The sequence below is a fragment of the Mucilaginibacter robiniae genome (assembly GCF_012849215.1).
In the GTDB taxonomy this organism is placed as follows: domain Bacteria; phylum Bacteroidota; class Bacteroidia; order Sphingobacteriales; family Sphingobacteriaceae; genus Mucilaginibacter; species Mucilaginibacter robiniae.
In genome coordinates this window covers 3,445,014-3,462,733 of sequence record NZ_CP051682.1, presented here as the reverse complement: position 1 = coordinate 3,462,733, position 17,720 = coordinate 3,445,014, and the positions used below count along the sequence as shown (strand labels likewise).

14 protein-coding genes are annotated in these 17,720 nt (G+C 40.9%); 6 read left to right on the top strand and 8 right to left on the bottom strand.

Translation table 11 applies throughout. The features are described 5' to 3' along the window. The first annotated feature begins 136 nt into the window (after positions 1-136). The 3 genes from ligA to dapA all read left to right on the top strand — a co-directional run bounded on the left by ligA (position 137) and on the right by dapA (position 5,786). Entirely contained in the window at positions 137-2,149 is a 2,013-nt protein-coding gene (ligA, locus tag HH214_RS15285) for an NAD-dependent DNA ligase LigA (protein WP_169609040.1), read from the top strand. Positions 2,150-2,376: 227 nt separating this feature from the next. Then, positions 2,377-4,833 (top strand): DUF5686 and carboxypeptidase regulatory-like domain-containing protein, encoded by a 2,457-nt coding sequence (locus HH214_RS15280; protein ID WP_169609038.1) that lies wholly within the window; start codon positions 2,377-2,379, stop codon positions 4,831-4,833. A gap of 71 nt (positions 4,834-4,904) precedes the next feature. Further along, positions 4,905-5,786 carry a 4-hydroxy-tetrahydrodipicolinate synthase gene (gene dapA / locus HH214_RS15275; protein WP_169609037.1) on the top strand — a complete coding sequence of 294 codons (882 nt, stop codon included), beginning with the start codon at positions 4,905-4,907 and terminating at the stop codon, positions 5,784-5,786. A 77-nt stretch (positions 5,787-5,863) separates the two neighbouring features. Here the strand turns inward: dapA and HH214_RS15270 are convergent, their stop codons facing one another. Genes HH214_RS15270 through HH214_RS15260 form a run of 3 tightly spaced genes read right to left on the bottom strand, consistent with a single transcriptional unit; the run spans position 5,864 to position 7,965 of the window. Further along, positions 5,864-6,598: an SGNH/GDSL hydrolase family protein gene (locus HH214_RS15270; protein ID WP_169609036.1), complete on the bottom strand. Its 735-nt coding sequence runs from the start codon at positions 6,596-6,598 to the stop codon at positions 5,864-5,866. Continuing rightward, a complete protein-coding gene (gene lipB, locus HH214_RS15265) occupies positions 6,595-7,323 on the bottom strand; it encodes a lipoyl(octanoyl) transferase LipB (RefSeq protein WP_169609035.1) in 729 nt (242 codons plus the stop codon). Before lipB ends, HH214_RS15270 begins: the two co-directional genes overlap by 4 nt. A 3-nt stretch (positions 7,324-7,326) precedes the next feature. Next, positions 7,327-7,965, bottom strand: a complete 639-nt coding sequence (locus HH214_RS15260) for a 4'-phosphopantetheinyl transferase family protein (RefSeq protein WP_169609034.1) — start codon at positions 7,963-7,965, stop codon at positions 7,327-7,329. Positions 7,966-8,042: 77 nt separating this feature from the next. Here HH214_RS15260 and dcd point away from each other — a divergent pair, with 77 nt between their 5' ends. From dcd to HH214_RS15245, 3 genes are all read left to right on the top strand, one after another. Then, a complete protein-coding gene (gene dcd / locus HH214_RS15255; RefSeq protein ID WP_169609033.1) occupies positions 8,043-8,579 on the top strand; it encodes a dCTP deaminase in 537 nt (178 codons plus the stop codon). An 87-nt stretch (positions 8,580-8,666) separates the two neighbouring features. Continuing rightward, positions 8,667-11,399 carry a carboxypeptidase-like regulatory domain-containing protein gene (locus HH214_RS15250; RefSeq protein ID WP_169609032.1) on the top strand — a complete coding sequence of 911 codons (2,733 nt, stop codon included), beginning with the start codon at positions 8,667-8,669 and terminating at the stop codon, positions 11,397-11,399. 216 nt (positions 11,400-11,615) lie between these two features. After that, positions 11,616-11,789, top strand: a complete 174-nt coding sequence (locus HH214_RS15245) for a hypothetical protein (RefSeq protein ID WP_169609031.1) — start codon at positions 11,616-11,618, stop codon at positions 11,787-11,789. Positions 11,790-12,443: 654 nt separating this feature from the next. Here HH214_RS15245 and rplS read toward each other — a convergent pair. The 5 genes from rplS to HH214_RS15220 all read right to left on the bottom strand — a co-directional run bounded on the left by rplS (position 12,444) and on the right by HH214_RS15220 (position 17,571). Further along, positions 12,444-12,791 carry a 50S ribosomal protein L19 gene (rplS, locus tag HH214_RS15240; RefSeq protein ID WP_169609030.1) on the bottom strand — a complete coding sequence of 116 codons (348 nt, stop codon included), beginning with the start codon at positions 12,789-12,791 and terminating at the stop codon, positions 12,444-12,446. Between the two features lie 251 nt (positions 12,792-13,042). Beyond that, on the bottom strand, positions 13,043-15,466 hold the full coding sequence (locus HH214_RS15235) for an ABC transporter permease (RefSeq protein ID WP_169609029.1): 2,424 nt from the start codon (positions 15,464-15,466) through the stop codon (positions 13,043-13,045). Between the two features lie 204 nt (positions 15,467-15,670). Further along, positions 15,671-16,345 carry a tRNA (guanosine(37)-N1)-methyltransferase TrmD gene (trmD, locus tag HH214_RS15230; protein WP_169609027.1) on the bottom strand — a complete coding sequence of 225 codons (675 nt, stop codon included), beginning with the start codon at positions 16,343-16,345 and terminating at the stop codon, positions 15,671-15,673. A gap of 110 nt (positions 16,346-16,455) precedes the next feature. Continuing rightward, positions 16,456-16,980 (bottom strand): ribosome maturation factor RimM, encoded by a 525-nt coding sequence (rimM, locus tag HH214_RS15225; protein WP_169609025.1) that lies wholly within the window; start codon positions 16,978-16,980, stop codon positions 16,456-16,458. Between the two features lie 81 nt (positions 16,981-17,061). After that, a complete protein-coding gene (locus HH214_RS15220) occupies positions 17,062-17,571 on the bottom strand; it encodes a 30S ribosomal protein S16 (RefSeq protein ID WP_169609023.1) in 510 nt (169 codons plus the stop codon). Positions 17,572-17,720: the final 149 nt, after the last annotated feature.

Genomic DNA, 17,720 nt, shown 5'->3' with positions numbered 1-17,720 from the left:
ATGACAGTAGGGGCTTTTTGTCTGTAGCTCATAAATTTAGCAAGACTTGCATTTCAATAAATGCTAACAAGCCATTACCTTTAAAAATGACTACTTGTAAGGTAACTAACTTCGGTCGATTAGCTATCTTCGCTGCATGTTGCCAAACGAAGCAAAAAACCGTATAGATGCTTTATCAGCTGAACTAAGACAGCACAATTATAACTATTATGTGCTGGCCCAGCCTACCATATCAGACTTTGATTTTGACCAAAAATTACGTGAGCTGGCCGATCTGGAAAAGCAGTTTCCTGAATATATAGATCTTGAATCGCCCACTCAAAAAGTAGGTGGCGAGGTTACCAAAGAATTCCAGACCGTAAGGCACCGCTGGCCCATGCTCTCGCTAGGTAATACCTACAACGAGCAGGAACTGCATGATTTTGATCAACGCATTCGCAAAGCCATTGGCGATAATTTTGAATACGTATGTGAGCTGAAGTTTGATGGCCTCTCCATGAGTATGACTTATGAGCAGGGTAAACTAGCCCGCGCTGTAACCCGTGGTAACGGTGTAGAAGGTGACGATGTAACGACTAATGTACGTACCATCCACAGCGTACCCAAAAAGCTGACTTCTGGCAATTACCCCAACTTTTTTGAAATACGCGGCGAAGTGCTGATGCACCGTAAAGCTTTTGAACGTCTTAATAACGAACGTATTGAAAGTGGTGAAATAGCTTATGCTAACCCACGGAACTTTGCCTCAGGCACTATGAAGCTGCAAGATTCGGCCGAGGTGGCCAAACGGCCGCTAGATTGCTTTTTATACTTTCTATACACCGATAAACCGTTGTTTAAAACCCATTGGGAAAGTATACAGGCAGTAAAAAGCTGGGGCTTTCATGTTAGTGAACATACCCGACTGTGCCATAGCTTAAAAGAAGTGCTTGATTTTATTGCCGAATGGGAGCTGAAGCGTTTTGACCTGAGCTTTGATATTGATGGTATTGTACTGAAAGTAAATAACTATGCTCAACAACAGGAATTGGGATTTACAGCCAAAGTACCTCGTTGGGCTATATCTTACAAGTATAAAGCCGAACAGGTAGAAACTATACTAGAGGATGTAGAATACAATGTAGGCCGCACTGGTGCTGTAACCCCAGTAGCCCACTTGAAACCTGTACTCCTAGCCGGCACTACGGTAAAACGTGCCACCCTTCATAACGCCAATGAAATTTTACGACTGGATTTACACGAAGGTGATTCTGTTTATGTAGAAAAGGGAGGCGAGATTATTCCGAAAATTATTAGTGTTAACCCAGCTAAACGTCGGCCTGATGCACCGCCTGTTAGTTACCGGACTACCTGCCCGGCTTGCGGCACACCACTGGAACGTAAGGAAGGTGAGGCTGCTTTTTACTGCCCCAATGATGAAGCTTGCCCGCCACAAATTGTAAGCCGTATGCAGCACTTTGTGAGCCGAAAAGCTATGAATATTGATGGTTTGGGCGATGAGACTATTGAAACCCTGTATAATAGAAATTTCATCCGCCATATCAGTGATATTTATGAGCTGCATAATCGTAAACCAGAGTTGCAGCAGATGGACCGTTTTGGCGAAAAATCAATTCTGAACATGCTGGCTGGTATTGAAAAATCCAAACAGATGCCTTTTGAAAAGGTATTGTTTGGCTTAGGCATCCGTTACATAGGTGAAACGGTGGCACGCAAACTGGTAGCTCATTTTAAAACTTTAGAACGCCTGAAAGCAGCCAGTTTAGAAGAACTAACTGCAGTTGATGAAATTGGCGAACGCATAGCACAAAGCCTGGTAGAATACTTCAGCGATCCTGCACACCAAGAGGAATTACAAAAATTGCAAAGCCAGGGCTTACAGTTTATATCGGAAGCTAAAGAGGTAACCTTGCACAGCGATAAGCTATCAGGCAAAACCTTTGTGATTTCGGGCGTATTTGAAACCCGCTCTCGGGATGAACTAAAAGAACTCATTGAACAAAATGGCGGCAAAATGCTGAGCAGCATATCGGCCAAACTGAACTACCTGGTAGCAGGCGACAATATGGGCCCGTCCAAGTTGGAAAAGGCTAATAAATTAAACATTCCGATAATTAGTGACGAAGAATTATTGAGGATGATTCAATAAGTAAGAGTTACATTTAATATTCAGGGTGACTTTGTTTGTGATGATTAAAATATCTGCATAAACAAAGTCAGCTTTTTTATTGCTGTTTGATTATTGATCAAAAGCTTTGTAAAAGTATTCAGCTCCTATTATCTATTTTCATTACAAGTATCACAACAATTAACGTTTTCAAATGTCAGCTAAATGTCATGCAAATTTCCCATCTTGGGTGCGGGTACATTTAATTTATGAAAGTTACATTATTAGCCTTTTGCTTTATTTTTATAACAGCCATTACGTGGGCACAAACTACTACTCTTAGTGGCACTATTAAAGATGACGGCGGACATCCTGTAGCTTTTGCCACTGTGCTGGTTAATCATTCCACTTTAGGCACTTCAGCCAACAGTGAAGGTGAGTACACGCTTAACCTGGCTTCAGGCAGCTATGAAATATTGTTTAAAGCCATAGGTTACCGGCAAGAGAGCCGAAAAATAACAGTTACCAATAGTAAGCAAACGCTTAACATCACCCTCAGCTTGGCAGCTTATGAACTACGAAACGTTGTAGTAAAAGCTGGCGGTGAAGACCCGGCTTATGCTATTATCCGTAAAGCCATTCGTAAACGCAAAACCTATTTACACGAAGTAAAAACTTATACCTGTGAGGCTTATGTAAAAGGATTACAAAAATTGTTGGCTGCTCCTAAAAAGTTTATGGGTCGGGATATTAACCAGCTAGGTAAACAACTTGGGTTGGACTCTAACCGACGAGGCATTATTTACCTTTCAGAATCCGAATCAAAAATCAGCTTTATGGAGCCTGATCGAACTCATGAAGAAGTTATCTCCTCCAAAGTATCAGGCAGCAACCGGGCTTTTACATTTAACCGTGCTGCGGAGATGACGGTGAATTTTTACCAGAACCTGCAAAACTGGCAAGGCTTGAGTAACCGTCCGCTGGTATCGCCAATTGCCGATAATGCGTTGTCCTTTTACCATTACAAGTGGATAGGCCAAACTACCGAGAATGGACAAATCATCAACAAAATACAGGTTATTCCTAAGCACTTGTATGAACCTACTTTCTCCGGTTACATTTATATTATGGAAGATAGCTGGCGCATACATAGCGTTGATTTATCGCTCACCAAGTCGGCCGGGATTAACTTTGTAGATACCTTAAAAATTAAAGAACAGTATATTCCTGTAGCACATAATGCCTGGCTACCGGCTTCGGCCAAGTTTGAGTTTACGGCTGGCTTGTTTGGTTTTAAACTGGGCGGCTATTTTATTGCGCTCTACAAAAACTACGAGGTTGACCCTAAATTGGATAAAAAGCAGTTTGCCGAACTGGTACGCATTACCCGCGAGGTGAACAAACAAGATACTACTTATTGGCAACAGGTCCGCCCTATCCCGCTTACAGAAGAAGAAAAAACAGATTACGTAAAGAAAGAAACGTTAGCTCGCCGGCGCGAATCTAAAGCCTACCAGGATTCGATAGATCGAATTTTTAACAAAGTAACGCCTATGGGCTTATTGGTATCGGGTATTGGCATCCGCAACCGATACAAAAATGAATACTACTATATTGATCCGCTTGCCTCTTCGTTGTTGTATAATACGGTAGAAGGTTTTGCCATTAATTATGGCATGTCATACAGTAAACGTATTGATAGCATTACTAATAAATACGTGCGGTTGGGCGGGCATATCCGGTACGGCTTTTCTAATCATATGCTGCATGGCAATATTAATGGTGCTTTTCCGGTAAACGATTACACTATTGCTTTTAGTGGCGGAACGGATGTGGTAGATATGAACAATATGCAGCCTATTACCACGCTAACTAATACTACTTCCAGCTTGTTTTTCAGAAAGAATTATGAAAAACTGTATGATAAGCATTTTGCTCAAGTTTCCGTATCACGTCGTATTATAGGTGGCTGGCTAGCTAGTGTAAGTGCTGAGGCTGCCGACAGGCGCTGGCTCAATAATACCTCTTATTACAGCTTTTACTACCACGACCGACGTTACACTTCTAACAATCCTTTTGCCCCTACTCAGGAAGATGTGCAGATATTTGACCGCAATCAGGCTTTTACTATTAACGTGCGTACCAGTTATAACTTCAGCAACAAATATGTAACCTATCCTACCGGCCGTTATTACCTGCCTTCACCCTACCCGCGCCTGGAAGTTAATTATACCAAAGGGATTAAAAATGTATTTGGCTCAGATGTAGATTATGATTTACTTTCAGCCAACGTCAGCAAAGAAAATGTAAGTTTAGGTTTATATGGCAACTTATCATTCTATGTAGGTGCAGGCAAGTTTCTGAATAAAAACAAGCTGTACTATCTGGATTATAAGCACTTTTTAGGTAATCAGATTATCCTTTACAAACAATCTCTTAATAATTTTCTGTTGCTTAACTATTACAACTACAGTACCGACAACCAGTATCTGGAAGGCCATTTGGAACAAAATTTTGATGGGTTGCTGTTAAGTAAAGTCCCAGTGCTGCGCAGGCTTAAATTGCAGGAACTGGTTGAATATAATTACCTGACCACACCTACTTTCAAAAACTATCATGAAATAGGTTTAGGTATCAAATATTTAAATTTCCGGATATTGTATGCTCATGCTTATCAGGACAATAACAATAAACGTTCGGCTTTGCGCATTGATATAGGATTTTAATAAGTTGGCATCTATATGCTGATTTTATCACAGTCAAAATCTTATCTTAGCAGCCTTTTTAGTATCACAACATGAATATGTTTCACGGAACGGGCGTAGCCATAGTAACGCCGTTTGATGGCAGCGGACAAGTAGATTATGACGGCCTCAAAAAACTAATCAACTACCTGATTGATGGTGGTGTAGAGTACCTGGTATCTTTAGGTACCACTGGTGAAAGTGCAACCCTGAATAAGGAAGAGAAAAAGAAGATTTGGGAATTTACTGCCGAAACAGTAAACAAGCGCGTACACCTGGTAGCTGGTATTGGTGGCAATAATACCTATGAGGTAGTTGAGCAAGTGAAGCAGTTTAACACGAACGGCTATGATGCAATACTTTCGGCTAGCCCGTATTATAATAAGCCTATTCAGGAAGGTATTTACCAACACTACAAATCTATTGCTGAGGCATCAACTTTGCCTATCATTTTATATAACGTACCCGGCCGTACCGGCAGTAACATCAGTGCCGAAACTACGGTAAGACTTGCTCGTGATTTTAAAAACATCATTGCTATAAAAGAAGCCTCAGGCAACTTTGAGCAGTTTAACCAGATTATGCGCGATAAGCCTGAAGAGTTTATGCTCATATCGGGCGATGATCCGGTTACTTTACCGATGATCGCTTTGGGTGCAGTTGGCGTTATCTCCGTGGTAGGTAATGCGGTGCCACGTCAGTTTTCAGATATGGTACGTACTTGCTTGACAGGTGATTTTACAGCTGCTCAAAAAGCACACTACTCACTTATTGAGTTTACCCGGTTAATGTTTGCTGAAGGTAGCCCCGGCGGTATTAAAACTGCACTGAAACAGTTAGCTATTTGTGGCGATACGCTTCGCCTGCCGCTAGTACAGGTAAGTGCTAAAACAGCCGATACCATTGCAGCAGAATTACAAAAGATAAATGCATAATTAAAGCTATTGTATTAAACAAGAAAGGCACTGTTCATTCAACAGTGCCTTTCTTGTTTGAAGTTAATCATCTATTCTTATTTTACATCAGCTACGCCAGCCAGTACCTGATCCAGCATTTTAGATACCCATAAGCTATACATGGTTGGTGATGGGTGCAAGCCATCGGCAGCAATTAAGCCAGGGTCGGTAGTAGCCATGCGCGATATAGGAGTAATATCGGTATAATTTACACCTGCCTGCAAGCTTTGCTCTTTATTGATTGCATTGTACTGGTCTATTTCGGTAGCAATTTGCGCTATATCACGTCCTGATGCAGCGGCATAAGGGGTTACACTCCAATCGGGGATAGAGAGTACAAATACATGCTTTTTATTACCGCCTGCAAAATTGATAGCCGTATTCAACAACTGGGCAAATTGCGTACGGTACAAAGCGATATCCTGATACTGATATTGGTTATTCACACCAATTAGCAAAGTAACTATACCATATGTTTTATTCAGGGTAATGCGGTTAATTGCACTAATTAAATCGGCAGTAGTCCAGCCGGTACGAGCTACAATGGTAGGCGTACCGGTACTATACTTAGCATGCAATCGTGCCGACAACTCATACGGAAAAGAAACCTCCGGCGCTACCGATTCACCAATAGTATAAGAATCACCCAGAGCCAAGTAAGTTAATGGCGCACTACTGTCCCCAGATTGCGTTGTAGTTGTTGATGCAGTCGTAATTACCTCATCCATCTTCTTGTTGGTACAGCTTAATAAGGTTAAAGCTAATATGATGGTTTTTATTCCTTTTTTCATCCCACTATCTCCATACCAAACTGTACGGAAATATGATGTTTCAGGATTTCTTTTACTTCATTTAAATCAATCAGGCGGCCTAGTTCGCGTTGCATACTGGTTACATCTTTGTCATCAATGCCACAGGGCACAATGTTTTGAAAATAATCAAGGCTGGCATTTACATTAAACGCTAGTCCGTGCATGGTTACCCACCGGCTACAACGTACGCCCATAGCGCAAATTTTACGGGCCCGCTCGTTATCAGCATCCAACCAAACGCCCGTATATCCCGGATAGCGACTCGCAGTAATGCCATAATCAGCCAAAGTGTTGATAACGGCTTCTTCCAGCATGCGCAGGTACATATGTATATCAGTAAAAAAATTATCCAAATCCAGAATTGGATAAGCTACCAACTGCCCAGGCCCGTGGTAAGTAATATCGCCACCACGGTTAATGGGATAGTAAACAGCGCGCTTTTCCTTTAAACCTTCTTCATCCAATAACAAGTGTTCCGGTTTACCACTTTTGCCCAAAGTATATACGTGCGGGTGCTCACAAAACACCAGGTAATTAGGGGTAATTATTTCATCAGCAGCTTCTTCACCAACAGCTACTGCCTGGCGGTTACGTATTTCGGTTTTTAGCTTTACCGTTTCGGCAAATAAAGCTTCCTGCTTGTCCCAAGCTTCTTTATAATCTATTAAGCCCCAATCCTGAAAAATAACCTGTTTGTTTTTCATGTACTATCCTTTCACGTAACCAATCATGTAATCTTCATACTGCAGGTAATCTACCTGATAGTTCAAGCTTACCTCATCTTTTTGCAAATGTGCTTTTAAACTGCCTTCTGTCTGATAGTTAAACGGCTTCAAAGCGATATTATCCAGAAAAGAAACCTCTTTCCGCCCGTAGCATTTATATACCGCCTCTTTAGCACACCAGCATACATACAAGTGCTGTATTTTGGCTTGCTCATCCATAAAGGCCAGTTCCTGCAGCTTCATAAACTTCGGGGCAATGCGTTCTACCTTCTCTTTAATCTGCTCAATATCAATACCTACAGGCCGGCTCTTGCTAATCATCACGGCAGCATAATCAAACGAATGGCTCAACGATATTTGATAAGGCATATTCACCAGGTAAGGCTTGCCATGCTCATCTATACGGCAATCAATGTAACTATCGGTATTTAGCATAGTACGCAGCAAAACACGTGTACTTAGCCAGTGCAAGTTACGTTTGCCGTTGGCTAATTGCTCTACATAGGCTTTCTCCTGATCGTTCAGCTGTAGTTGCCGATACAACGTATCTGCATCCTCCTCAATTTTCCATAAAGCAAATTCAGTATCACCATCAACCTGCCTTTTGTATGCTATAGCCATAAAGTTAAAAATACAGAAACGGACAGCAAAATTAGCTTAAATTATTCTAATTTAGTCGGCCAACCTTCCCCACCAGTATGATTTTATCTGACAAGCGAATTTTAGAAGAAATAGAAAAGGGCAACATTATTATTGAACCTTTTAAAAGGGAATGCCTGGGTACTAACTCGTACGATGTGCATTTGGGAAAGTACCTGGCTACCTATCGTAACCGTGTGCTGGATGCCCGTGTGCACAATGAAATTGATTCGTTTGAAATACCCAAAGAAGGCTTTGTACTACAGCCCGGCACCTTGTACCTGGGTGTAACTATAGAATATACGGAAACCCACCGGCATGTACCTTTTCTGGAAGGCAAATCAAGTACCGGGCGCTTGGGTATTGATATTCATGCCACAGCAGGTAAAGGAGATGTAGGCTTTTGCAATACCTGGACGCTTGAAATATCGGTTGCCCAACCTGTACGGGTATATGCTGGTATGCCAATTGGCCAACTCATTTATTTTGTGGTGGAAGGCGACATTGAAACCTTTTACAATACTAAAGGCAACGCCAAATACACCAACCCTACCACCCGCCCGGTGGAAAGTATGATGTGGAAAAACAAATTTTAATTTCTACGTTAATATACTAAAAGTCAGTTGCTTTCTGGCAACACTTTCTATTGAGCAGGCTTTACTTTTAGTTTGCTCTTCACAGCTATGTATTTAAAAAATATTTTAAAACGCGTTAGTGTTACTTTGGCTGCACTGCTGTTTTTGGCGTTAGCCGGTTTTACCCTGCAGGATGATGATCCGGTTATTACCAAAATAACTACTCAACTTGGCAAATGGCTGGACACGTATCAGCCTGAAAAAGTTTACCTACAACTAGACAAACCTTATTATGCTATTGGCGATGATATATGGTTTAAAGCGTATGTAACCGTAGGCAGTCAGCACCAGTTGTCAGCTTTGAGTGGTTCCTTAAATGTGGAACTTATTAATGAGCAGGACTCGGTAAAACAATGGATTAAGCTACCGCTAACCAGCGGCGTATGCTGGGGTGATTTTGCTTTACCCGATACGTTACGTGAAGGCAATTACCGCATTAGAGCTTATACTAACTGGATGCGCAATGCCGGTCCGGATTATTACTTTGATAAAGTGATTAAAATTGGCAATGTAGCAGCAAATGCGGTTTTAGCTAAAACTAGCTTTACCTATGCTACGGTAAGCAACGGTCAGCAAATAACGGCTAACATCAATTATACAACCCTGGATGGTACGCCTTATGCTGGCAAGGAAGTAGATTACCGGGTATTACTAAATGATAAGCAAGTAGCTAAAGGTAAAGGAACCACAAACCCACAGGGAACCCTGACCATTAATTTTGTGAATACCACGCCCGCTTTAATGAACGCCGGACGTATAATTACATCAGTAAAGGTGGATGACAAAAAAGCAATTAGTAAAACTATAGCTATAAAAGCTACATCGGGTAAGGTTGATGTACAATTTTTTCCGGAAAGCGGAAGCTTAGTTAATGGCATACGCTCTAAAGTAGCATTTAAAGCCGTAGGACCTGATGGTTTAGGTCTGGATATTAATGGTAGCATAACTGATAATAACAACCAGGAAGTGGTTCAATTTACCACCCGGCATTTAGGTATGGGTATATTTTCGTTCACTCCTGAAGCGGGTAAAACCTATAAAGCCCAAATTACTTATCAAGACGGATCACACAATACGGTTGACTTGCCGCTCGCTCTAAACCGTGGTTACGTATTAAGCATTAATCATCCTGATTCGGCTAATATCAGTGTGCGGGTTATGGGTAGTAGCAATCTGGCCGACGCTGGTCAGGTTTATATTCTTGCCCAAACGGGTGGAGATGTGCGATATGTGGCTAAAAGTAAAGCAGGTTCAGCAGCATTTGGTACAACAATACCGACTAGTAAATTCCCGTCGGGCATTACGCAGTTTACCCTCTTTTCGGCCACAGGTGAACCTTTGAATGAACGCATCGTGTTTATTCAACATCCTGATGATTTGTTGCAGCTGAATGTCAATTCGGGCAAAAGCGTTACTGCGCCGCGCGAGAAAGTACAAATCAGCCTGAATGCTCAAAACAGCAGCGGCAAGCCGGTTATTGGCAGCTTTTCGGCTTCAGTAATTGATGAAAGCAAAGTTCCGGTAGAGGAAGATGCTGAAACTACCATTTTATCGCATCTGTTGCTGACATCAGATTTGCGGGGATATGTAGAGCAACCTAACTATTACTTCAACAAAAGCAATGATCAAACACGTTCTGATCTGGATGTTTTGATGCTTACACAAGGTTATCGTCGTTTTGAATGGAAACCTGTATTAGCCGGCAACATTGTACCACCTGCCTATCAGCCCGAAAAGCTGATCCAGATCTCAGGTACGATACGCTCGGGCAGCAAACCCGCTCCAGGAGCCAAGATAACTTTGTTTACCACTGCTGGTGGTGCCTTCCTGATTGATACCGTAGCGGATAGCCAAGGGCGATTTGCTTTCAAAAATTTGATTGTGAAAGATAGTATCCGTTTTGTGTTGCAGGCCCGTACTGCTAAAGGTAAAAAGGATGTCGATATCATATTGGATAACAACGCCAAGCCTGAAACCATTGTCAAGAACAGATACTTATCGGCAGCAGAGGTGAATAACAGCAGTCGTTTTACCACTTACCTGCAATATGCCCGCAAACAAGCCGATGAAGAACGCAAGTATGGTTTAGGTAACCATACCATTGTGCTAAAAGAAGTTACCATACGCGAAAAAAAACAGGCTGCGCTGCAAAATTCATCTAACCTGAATGGCCCTGGTAATGCCGACCAGGTTATTATGAGTGATGTTTTTGACAAGATGGCCTGCCCTAATATTGCCGACTGCTTACAAGGCAGATTGGTAGGTGTTGTTTTTCGTGGAGGTGTACCCTACTCTACCCGCAGCCTCAGTGGCCCTATGCAAATTATTGTAGATGGTGTATATGTTGACAGCGATTATCTAAGTATTATTTCGCAGTATGATATAGCCAGTATCGAGGTATTGCGTTCGGGCGGTAATACAGCCATTTACGGTTCACGAGGTGGCAATGGCGTAATAATTATCAATACCAAGCGTGGTAATGATCTGACTTATAATTCATCGCAAATTTATTCTCCTGGTGTAATAACTTATACCCCTAAAGGTTTTTACCGAGCCCGCCAGTTTTACTCGCCACAATACGATGACCCGAAAACAAACAAGACTGTAGCCGACCTGCGTACCACTATTTATTGGAACCCGAACTTAATAACCGATAAAGATGGGCATACCAGTTTAAGCTACTTCAACGCCGGTACGCCGGGCACTTACCGCGTAGTTATTGAAGGCATGGATACTGACGGCAACTTAGGGCATCAAGTGTACCGGTATAAAGTACAGTAAATAAATGTGTCACTATTACCAATTTTATCCTGTTTCACAGGTGTTACATGTTACAGGGTGTAACACCCTGTAACACTGACAAACCATTGGCAGTGGTGGCACTGTTTTGTCAGTACTTTTTGCAAATAGCTTTGCTTTTTACAATCAAGTATAAATTATCAGGATTTAGCCAAATAATCTACACCTACATAACTATTTGATAAACTTTTCAAACCGATGAAAGCGCAAAAAGCTATCATGGCTGTTGCAAGAAGATTGCTCAAAGTGGTTTACAAAACGCTGGAAACAATGACCATGTATAAAGAAAAAGGAATTGCACACTTTGTTGATTTACAGGCTAAAGCAGCTTTGTATCATAAGGCACAACACTCCTGGTTTCAAAACCAGTAAGATTTAAGATATTAAAAGGACGTAAAAGATAATAGCACAAATAGGCTGAAACCTAAGCTGCCAAAACTATAGATAGCACCCAGGCTTGTTCCTTGAGAACGCAGAGGAAACTTATTTCCTAAAATGAAGCCTTTTACAATAGTAGCAGTACTTGTTTCGCCGAAAAGGTCTATATTTATTTTGCCAAATACTTAATCACAAGCAATGACGCGAACGCGTATAATCGGCATTTGTCTAATATTGTTAGGAATAGCAATGTTTTTCTTTGGGGTATCCATATTTACTTACCAAGGAAACTATTTAAATCCTTTAGTAAGTAAAGCAGGAATGTACTCGTTTTTTCTATAGTTACCCACCATCATTGTAGGTGTGTTTTTCTTAATTGTTGGTGGCCGTAGAAGGTAGATTTTTAGAGGAAACCTTTTGATGCACCGGTAATGTACCATACTTTGCTGTCATCATTATAAATTTTATAATGCAAAAGTGCATGTTTGCCCTATGTTGCAGCTTGTACCAGTCAAACCAATACTTGTAAAATTCAAACAATTAAGCATTGTGTAAATACGTTTATAAGCCAATACCATAACGACAGTAAACAAAAAAGCCTTTCCAACCGAAGTTGAAAAGGCTTTTAATATTTTTAGTAGTAAATACTTATACGCGTTTTGATTTGATACGAGCAGCTTTACCGGTAAGTTCGCGCAGGTAGAACAATTTAGCACGACGTACTTTACCGTAGCTATTCACTTCAATTTTATCAATATTTGGAGAATTGATAGGGAAAATACGCTCAACACCTATACCGTTAGACATTTTACGAACGGTAAAGGTTTCAGTGTTACCAGCGCTGTTACGCTGAATAACTACACCTTGGTAAACCTGAACACGTTCTTTGTTACCTTCTCTGATTTTATAATGTACGCTTACAGTATCACCTGCTTTAAATGCAGGAACTTCCTTTTTTTGTACTGACTGCTCTTCAACAAATTTTACTAAATCCATGATTTTTAGCTCTTAAGACGATTTTTAGCCCGTAAAAATCGGAATGCAATATTAGGAATATTTTTTTATTATTAAAAGTGTGTTTTAAAAAAAGTGATTTTATTTATACATCAGCATTAATGAAGCCAAAATGATTAGCTTAATGCTGACAAATTTAAAGCAGTATATTTGAATATGAAGCTTTAAACACCAGTTCTTAAGCTTAGTAAAGCTATTATTTAACCTTCAATCTTCTCCAAATACCTAAAAGCTTATTCCGACCGTAAACTTTTTACCGGATTCAGCACAGCCGCTTTCACCGCTTGGAAACCAATGGTGCCTAAAGCAATTACCATAGCTATTAAGCCCGATAAAGCAAACATCCACCAACTTATAGAAGTACGGTAGGCAAATGATTGCAGCCACTGGCTCATGCACCACCAGGCTACTGGTATGGCAATCAGCAAAGCTACCAATACCAGTTTCAAAAAATCAACCGACAGAAGTTGAACTATACCAGCTATGCTAGCACCTAATACCTTGCGGATGCCAATTTCTTTATTGCGTTGCTCAGCACTAAAAGCAGCCAGTCCAAACAGCCCTAAGCAGGAAATCAGGATAGCCATAATGGTAAAACAATTGATAATTCTCGATAACGTTACTTCTGTTTCGTATTGCTTTTGCACTTCATCATTCAAAAACGTATACTCGAAAGGTACACCAGGCAAATCCTTATGCCACAAAGCAGCTATTTTTTCCAGTAAGGCTTGATATTTGTTACTTTGTGTAGCCACAATCAGATTTAGCAAATAGTTAGCTTTGGGGTTGTAGATAAGCATAAATGGCTTTACCTCGGTATGAAGGGAATTGTAATTAAAATCTTTAATTACACCAGCTATCTCCACGTACGTTAACGGATCAGGCAGGTATTGTGTATACAAGCGGGTACCTATGGCGGTTTCAGGCTTTAATCTTAATCGCTTAAGTAGGGTTTCATTAATTAACACCTTGCCGGAATCGCTTAGCCTGAAATTATGACCATTGAGTAGCTTTACCCCTACTGCTTTCAAGAAGTTTTCATCCGTAGTCATGTTTTGTACATCAACAGCAGTGGCCATATTACCGCCGGATAGAAAAACTTGATGATCGCGCATAATGGGTTGGCTAGGATAATTATCTGCTTTTGCTACGGCTTTCACCTCGGTAAGCTGCCGCAAATCATTCGCAATAATTTGCATTTGGCTTTGTGCGCTTTGAGTATAAAAGTTAAAAACCAGTTTTTGGGCTTTATCAAAACCTAAGTCTTTACTTTTTATATAATTCAGCTGTGTGTAGATGACGATAATACCGGTAATCAGTACAATAGACAACACAAACTGAAATATCACTAACGAGCGCCGTAAACTAGCAGCTGATACATGATTGGTGAAATTCCCTTTCATTACCTTAATAGCCCGAAAAGCTGCCAAATAGAAAGCCGGATAACTGCCCGCTACTAATCCGGTAATTGCAATAAGGCCAATCAGTGCCAACCATAAGCTATAACTGTGTAGCAAAGATAAAGTGATAGTGGAATGTGTAATCTGGTTCAGGTAAGGCAAAGCCAGCATCAGCAAAGGCAAAGCAATCAACACTCCGATAAATGACAGCAATAATGATTCGCCTAAAAACTGTTTAATCAAGTCTGATTTGCGTGCACCAATAACTTTCCGCACCCCAACCTCTCTGGCCCGGTTAGAAGCACGTGCGGTTGATAGGTTCATGAAATTGATGCAGGCAATTACCTGTATGAGTATGGCAATTAGCGTAAGGGTGTACAAAAATGAGGCACCTACTGTCTCACTCGGTTCAGTACTGTAGCCAGTTGTGGTATGAATATTCGCAATAGGCTGCAAATGCAATTGCTTTTTCATACCTAATTCTTTAATTTGCTGGGCACCATGTCGGTTTAAAAAGGCGGGTAACCTTTTTTCAAATGAAGCTACGTTAGTACCTGGCTTTAGTTTGATATAGCTCAGCAAAAAATTATTACCTGCCCAAGAGTTGCTTTGTAGGATATAATCGCCAAGGCTGCCACTGCGCATGGTTACAAATAGGCTGGCTTTAAGGTGAGTTTTACCCAAGCTTTCATCTACCACTCCGGCTACTTTAAAATCATGTTTACTATCAGCATTGTTGATGGTAATTACTTTACCAACCGGGTCTGCGCTACCAAAGAGTTTATCGGCTACCGGTTTTAATAATACTACCGAGTAAGGCTCGGCAAGTACCTTAGTGGCATTACCGTTTACAAAATGGTAGGTAAACACATTAAAGAAAGTAGAATCTACATAAAATACGTTGCTTTCGTAGAATGACTTATCTTGATAACGAAGCTCGCTTTTGGCGATGCCTAACGTGGGCGACACACGTGTGTACTGTTCTACCTCCGGAAAATCTTGCTTAAGGGCTGGTGCAATGGGTGGTGATGAGGTGGCGCTTTTATGCTTATCGCCGGTAATGACCAAATCGGTAGTAACGCGGTAAATACTGCCTGCTTGCTGATGGTGTTTATCATAGCTATACTGATCGTGTACATAAAACAGAATGTACAGGCAACATAAGGTGCCTACCGACAAACCAATAATGTTGATAAAGCTGAACGTTTTGTTTTTCAACAAAAAACGCAAAGATGTTTTCAGGTAACTTTTGAACATAGCTTGGTAATTAGTTAGCAGCTTATTAGCTAATGTATGCTAACACATATTCAGCACCAAGCCAGTGCCAGACACATAATTAATTCATTTACAACGAACTATATATAAAACACCCGAATACTTGTTCGGTTATGATACATACAGCGTACGCTTATGTGTTAAGCTTTCACTCTCCTATATTGGCTATTTTGATAGTAGCCTTCGCTATTCCAGCAAATCAGGCCGGCGGGTTTTAGTGCGTTGCAGGGCTTGTTCAAAACGCCATTTTTCAATTTCAGGCGTATTGCCGCTTAGTAGAATATCAGGCACTTTATGCCCTTTCCAATCGGCCGGTCGGGTATATACAGGCGCATCCAACAATTCACCTTGAAAGGAATCGGATAAGGCTGAGGTCTCGTCAGATAGTACACCGGGTATTAGTCGCACTATGGCATCAACCAATACAGCAGCTGGCAATTCGCCGCCCGATAGTACATAATCTCCAATAGAAATTTCGCGGGTTACATACAAATCACGTACACGCTGATCAATACCTTTGTAATGCCCACATAGAATAATTATGTTTTGCTGGGTGGATAACTGATTAGCGATAGCCTGGTTCAGCGTTTCCCCATCGGGCGACATAAAGATGATCTCATCATAAGTACGCTCGCTTTGCAGCTTTTCAATACACGCAGCAAAAGGCTCAATCATCATCACCATACCACTACCACCACCATAGGGGTAATCATCTATACTCTTGTGCTTGTTGGAAGAGTAATCGCGCAGGTTATGCACATATATTTCGGCTATACCTTTTTTTTGTGCCCGTTGCAATATGGAATGTGTAAAGGGACTTTCAAGCAGGCCAGGCAATACAGAAATGATATCAAAGCGCATGTAATGAAACTATAAAATTTAAAATGAGATGAAAATAGTAGTCTGTCGGAACACAGACGAAGGTAACTGATGCATGTATCACGTATTTTCAATACATGATAGCTTACCCTTTACTCCAGGTATACGTCCAGCAAACCTTCAGGTAAATCCAGGTACAACTCACCTCCTTCCATATCAATACCTTTAATGAAAGCTGCATTGAGAGGAAAAAGAACTTCACGATTCTGGAAACGCACGCTGGCAATGGTTTGCTGCGGGTATTCTACCACATCGATGATCTCGCCTAGCTCACCATGCGTTTCGTCAATGGCAATAAAACCTTCCAAGTCTGCCAAGGTAAAATCATCTTCGCTTTTAGCAGGTTTTAATTTGTTAGGTAAATACACCTCTTTTTTAACCAGCTTGGCAGCTTTATCTATATGATCTACATCTTCCAAATATAAATAAGCCGTGTTAGCCTGCGGATATTTGATAGAACTTACAAAATAAGGTACCAATTTGCCAGCTATTTCCAAAAACAAGGCGTTAAACTGAATGTCCTCTAACCCATCAAAGTCAGTATAAACCTGTAACTCACCTTTCAGTCCGCGGGTTTTTAAAATAGTACCTACTCTGAAATAGTCTTCTCTATTCATCTTGCGCTACAAACGTCATTAAATAACAATAGCGAAGCCCTGGTTACAGATGCTTCGCTATTTAAAATCTTAGTTCTGAAATTATTCAGCTGATTCAGTTTCAGCTTCAGTAGCTGGAGCTTCTTCAGCTGGTGGCGTGTTTTTGGCAGCAATAGCCGCAGCACGATCTTCTTTTTTCTTGGCTTCAGCAGCTAAAGCAGCTTTGCGAACTTCATCTTTAGCGTTAGTTAAGCTGGTTTTCTTGCCAGTAATTTTGCCTTCTTTCTGATCAATCCAAGCAGTAAATTTCTCATCAGCTTGCTCTTGAGTTAAAGCGCCTTTTTTAACACCACCTTGCAGGTGTTTTTTGTATAAAACGCCTTTGTATGACAGGATAGCACGGCAGGTATCAGTTGGCTGTGCGCCATTGTTTACCCATTCGAAAGTTTTATCGAAGTTGATGTCGATAGTAGCTGGGTTAGTATTAGGGTTGTATGAACCTAAACGCTCAATAAAACGACCATCACGTGGTGCACGAGCATCTGCTACTACGATGTAGTAAAAAGGTTTACCTTTTTTACCGTGTCTTTGCAATCTGATTTTAGTTGCCATTTCTTTTTATTCTGATTATGTATTCAACATTCCCCCGGAGTTTCTTCTGCGGGGACGCAAAGATAAGTTTTTTGATAATAAAAACAAAACACCATTGCGAAGTACATTATTGACTATGTGTTAGCATCTTAATACACTAACATAAATCA

What these genes read in the sequence shown, in the direction of transcription:
- ligA (WP_169609040.1), top strand. Translation starts at nt 137, where the DNA reads ATGTTGCCAAACGAAGCAAAAAACCGTATAGATGCTTTATCAGCTGAA.
- HH214_RS15280 (WP_169609038.1), top strand. Translation starts at nt 2,377, where the DNA reads ATGAAAGTTACATTATTAGCCTTTTGCTTTATTTTTATAACAGCCATT.
- dapA (WP_169609037.1), top strand. Translation starts at nt 4,905, where the DNA reads ATGAATATGTTTCACGGAACGGGCGTAGCCATAGTAACGCCGTTTGAT.
- HH214_RS15270 (WP_169609036.1), bottom strand. Translation starts at nt 6,598, where the DNA reads ATGAAAAAAGGAATAAAAACCATCATATTAGCTTTAACCTTATTAAGC.
- lipB (WP_169609035.1), bottom strand. Translation starts at nt 7,323, where the DNA reads ATGAAAAACAAACAGGTTATTTTTCAGGATTGGGGCTTAATAGATTAT.
- HH214_RS15260 (WP_169609034.1), bottom strand. Translation starts at nt 7,965, where the DNA reads ATGGCTATAGCATACAAAAGGCAGGTTGATGGTGATACTGAATTTGCT.
- dcd (WP_169609033.1), top strand. Translation starts at nt 8,043, where the DNA reads ATGATTTTATCTGACAAGCGAATTTTAGAAGAAATAGAAAAGGGCAAC.
- HH214_RS15250 (WP_169609032.1), top strand. Translation starts at nt 8,667, where the DNA reads ATGTATTTAAAAAATATTTTAAAACGCGTTAGTGTTACTTTGGCTGCA.
- HH214_RS15245 (WP_169609031.1), top strand. Translation starts at nt 11,616, where the DNA reads ATGAAAGCGCAAAAAGCTATCATGGCTGTTGCAAGAAGATTGCTCAAA.
- rplS (WP_169609030.1), bottom strand. Translation starts at nt 12,791, where the DNA reads ATGGATTTAGTAAAATTTGTTGAAGAGCAGTCAGTACAAAAAAAGGAA.
- HH214_RS15235 (WP_169609029.1), bottom strand. Translation starts at nt 15,466, where the DNA reads ATGTTCAAAAGTTACCTGAAAACATCTTTGCGTTTTTTGTTGAAAAAC.
- trmD (WP_169609027.1), bottom strand. Translation starts at nt 16,345, where the DNA reads ATGCGCTTTGATATCATTTCTGTATTGCCTGGCCTGCTTGAAAGTCCC.
- rimM (WP_169609025.1), bottom strand. Translation starts at nt 16,980, where the DNA reads ATGAATAGAGAAGACTATTTCAGAGTAGGTACTATTTTAAAAACCCGC.
- HH214_RS15220 (WP_169609023.1), bottom strand. Translation starts at nt 17,571, where the DNA reads ATGGCAACTAAAATCAGATTGCAAAGACACGGTAAAAAAGGTAAACCT.